This is a genomic window from Intestinibacter sp. (assembly GCF_034113885.1).
Taxonomy (GTDB): Bacteria; Bacillota; Clostridia; order Peptostreptococcales; family Peptostreptococcaceae; genus Intestinibacter.
Window position 1 is genome coordinate 1 of the sequence record NZ_JAXEWM010000207.1, and the last position, 2177, is coordinate 2177.

The 2177-nt window shown below is 34.4% G+C and carries 3 protein-coding genes; 1 reads left to right on the forward strand and 2 read right to left on the reverse strand.

Annotated features, from left to right (window positions below; genetic code table 11):
* Positions 1–66: 66 nt before the first annotated feature.
* Together SPD90_RS12700 and SPD90_RS15365 are read right to left on the reverse strand one after the other, a co-directional pair.
* Positions 67–798, reverse strand: coding sequence for a hypothetical protein (locus SPD90_RS12700; RefSeq protein WP_320925470.1), 732 nt, complete (start codon positions 796–798; stop codon positions 67–69).
* Between the two features lie 113 nt (positions 799–911).
* Entirely contained in the window at positions 912–1586 is a 675-nt protein-coding gene (locus SPD90_RS15365) for a hypothetical protein (protein WP_442909085.1), read from the reverse strand.
* A gap of 408 nt (positions 1587–1994) precedes the next feature.
* Here SPD90_RS15365 and SPD90_RS12705 point away from each other — a divergent pair.
* Positions 1995–2177 (forward strand): hypothetical protein (locus SPD90_RS12705; protein ID WP_320925471.1); only part of this gene is annotated, 183 nt, incomplete at its 3' end.

A 2177-nucleotide genomic window follows, 5' to 3' on the forward strand; every position in this document is an offset into this window, starting at 1 on the left:
ATACATTTTTTTGCAAAAAAAATTCCTCTCACGAGGAACTTTTTTTTCTTATATATATAAATAATCCTAATCAAAATCATGTATATTATACTTTTTACGATCCTCGTCAGTGATTGTTAGACTGTCACATCCACTGCACTCAATCCATTCACCAATCCTATCGGGCAATCCTATAAAGTTTTTTAAACCTTCACACCACTTACATCTAACTCTACCGTTGATTACTTTTGGTGCACCTTTGAAGTTTTGCAAGCCGTGACATTCACTACAATCAAACCATCCGTTAACCTTTTCCGGAGCACCATCGAGTGTCTTCAATACTTGACAATATTTGCAAATAAAAGAACCAGCTTCTTCGGGTGCACCTTTGAGAGTTTTTAGATTATTACAACCACTACACTCAAATCGTCCAGTGACTTCTTCGGGAGCACCTTCAAGAGAGGTTAACAATGGACAATTTTCACAATTGAAAACCTCGCATTTTCTTGGAGCACCTTCAAGAGAGGTTATTTGTGTCCAACCGCAGAAAAAATATCTCACATACCCCCATTTGAACTTACCGTTTGTAAGTGATTTTGTATTTATATTCCTATAACGAATTTCACAGTCGCAATCTACTACAAAATCATCCGACACATCTATTCGTTTACTGCCATTTCTAAGTTTACAATTTGCTAATATCCATTCTCTTATTTCCTTTTTAGCAGCTCTCAAACTTGCGGGCTTATCAGCATCGAGAATTGATTCATTTAAATAATTTTTAATAGATGTTGCCATATTTGTATTTTTTATGTTCAAATATATATAACTGATTCTGAACAATAATTTAGTAAAAATGCGGTAAAAATATCCATTTTTTGCAAAAAAAAGTCCCTCTCACGAGGAACTTTTTTCTTTATTATAACTAAATATTATAAACCAAGCCTGCGGTCGTCACGTATATTATACTTTCTACGATCATCATCAGTAATTGTTAAGCTATCACATCTGCTGCAATAAAATTTCCCGCCAACTTTTTTAGGAGCACCTTCAAGGGATGTTAATCTCGGACAATCAAAGCACAGAAATTCTTCACCAACCTTCTCCGGAGCACCTTTAAGTGTTGTTAATTTATTGCATTTAATACAATCAAAACTCTTACCCACTTCTTTAGGGGCACCCATAAGTGATCTCAGGCTGTCACACTCAGAACAATTAAAAACACCGCGAACTATTTCAGGAGCACCTTCGAGGGATTTTAGATTTGTACATCGAGAACAGTCAAAATTTCCACCGATTTCTATCGGCGCACCTTCAAGAGATGATAGTTTTTTGCAATTATCACAATTAAAATCACCTTTAACAGTCATGGGAGCACCTTCAAGAGATGTTAATTCTCCGCAGCTGGAGCAAGCAAACCAACCTCCAACTTCTTTAGGGGCACCTTCAAGAGATGTTAATTTTCTACAATATGTGCAGTTAAAATATCCACCAACCTTTTCGGGAGCACCTTCAAGAGATGTTAATTCATAACAATTAACACAGTCAAAATAATGTCTAACAACACCCCAACGGAACATGCCATTTGTAAGTGAATTAATTCGCAATATATTTTTAACCTCAACACTGCCGGTACAGCCGATGACAATATCGCCAGAAATGTCCTTGATGGTTAATCTTCCAGTAATCTTATAATTATCGTTGAGCCAATTTTCTATCGCTTCTTTATCACTTTCGCGACCTGAAAATATCGTACTGTTATCAAGAACAGATTCGCTCAAATAGTCTTCGTTTTCTATAGACTCGTTTAAATAATTTTTAATTGATCTCATAAGTATGTTTTTTTTTTTGAAAAATTCTTAGTTTATAATATAATAAATTATGTGATACTGTCTTTGACTATAAAATTTAAATTGTCAATCCACTTTTTACATATATATACAAAAAAAGCCCCTCTCACGAGGGGCTTTTTTCTTTATTATAAATAAGTTTCATCAATCCTCTGGAATTGCGATATGTTTACGATTTATAATATAGATTCTATCAAAAAATCTTTCAATGAGGTTTTCGTACTATTTTCCGAAAGTTCTTTAAGTTTATATAATGTAGAATCTATGAGACTTAGTATACTATCAACATCGGATTTGAGCTCGGATTCATCAAGGAATTTAGAAGTGCCATCCTTCACAAGAGCACGC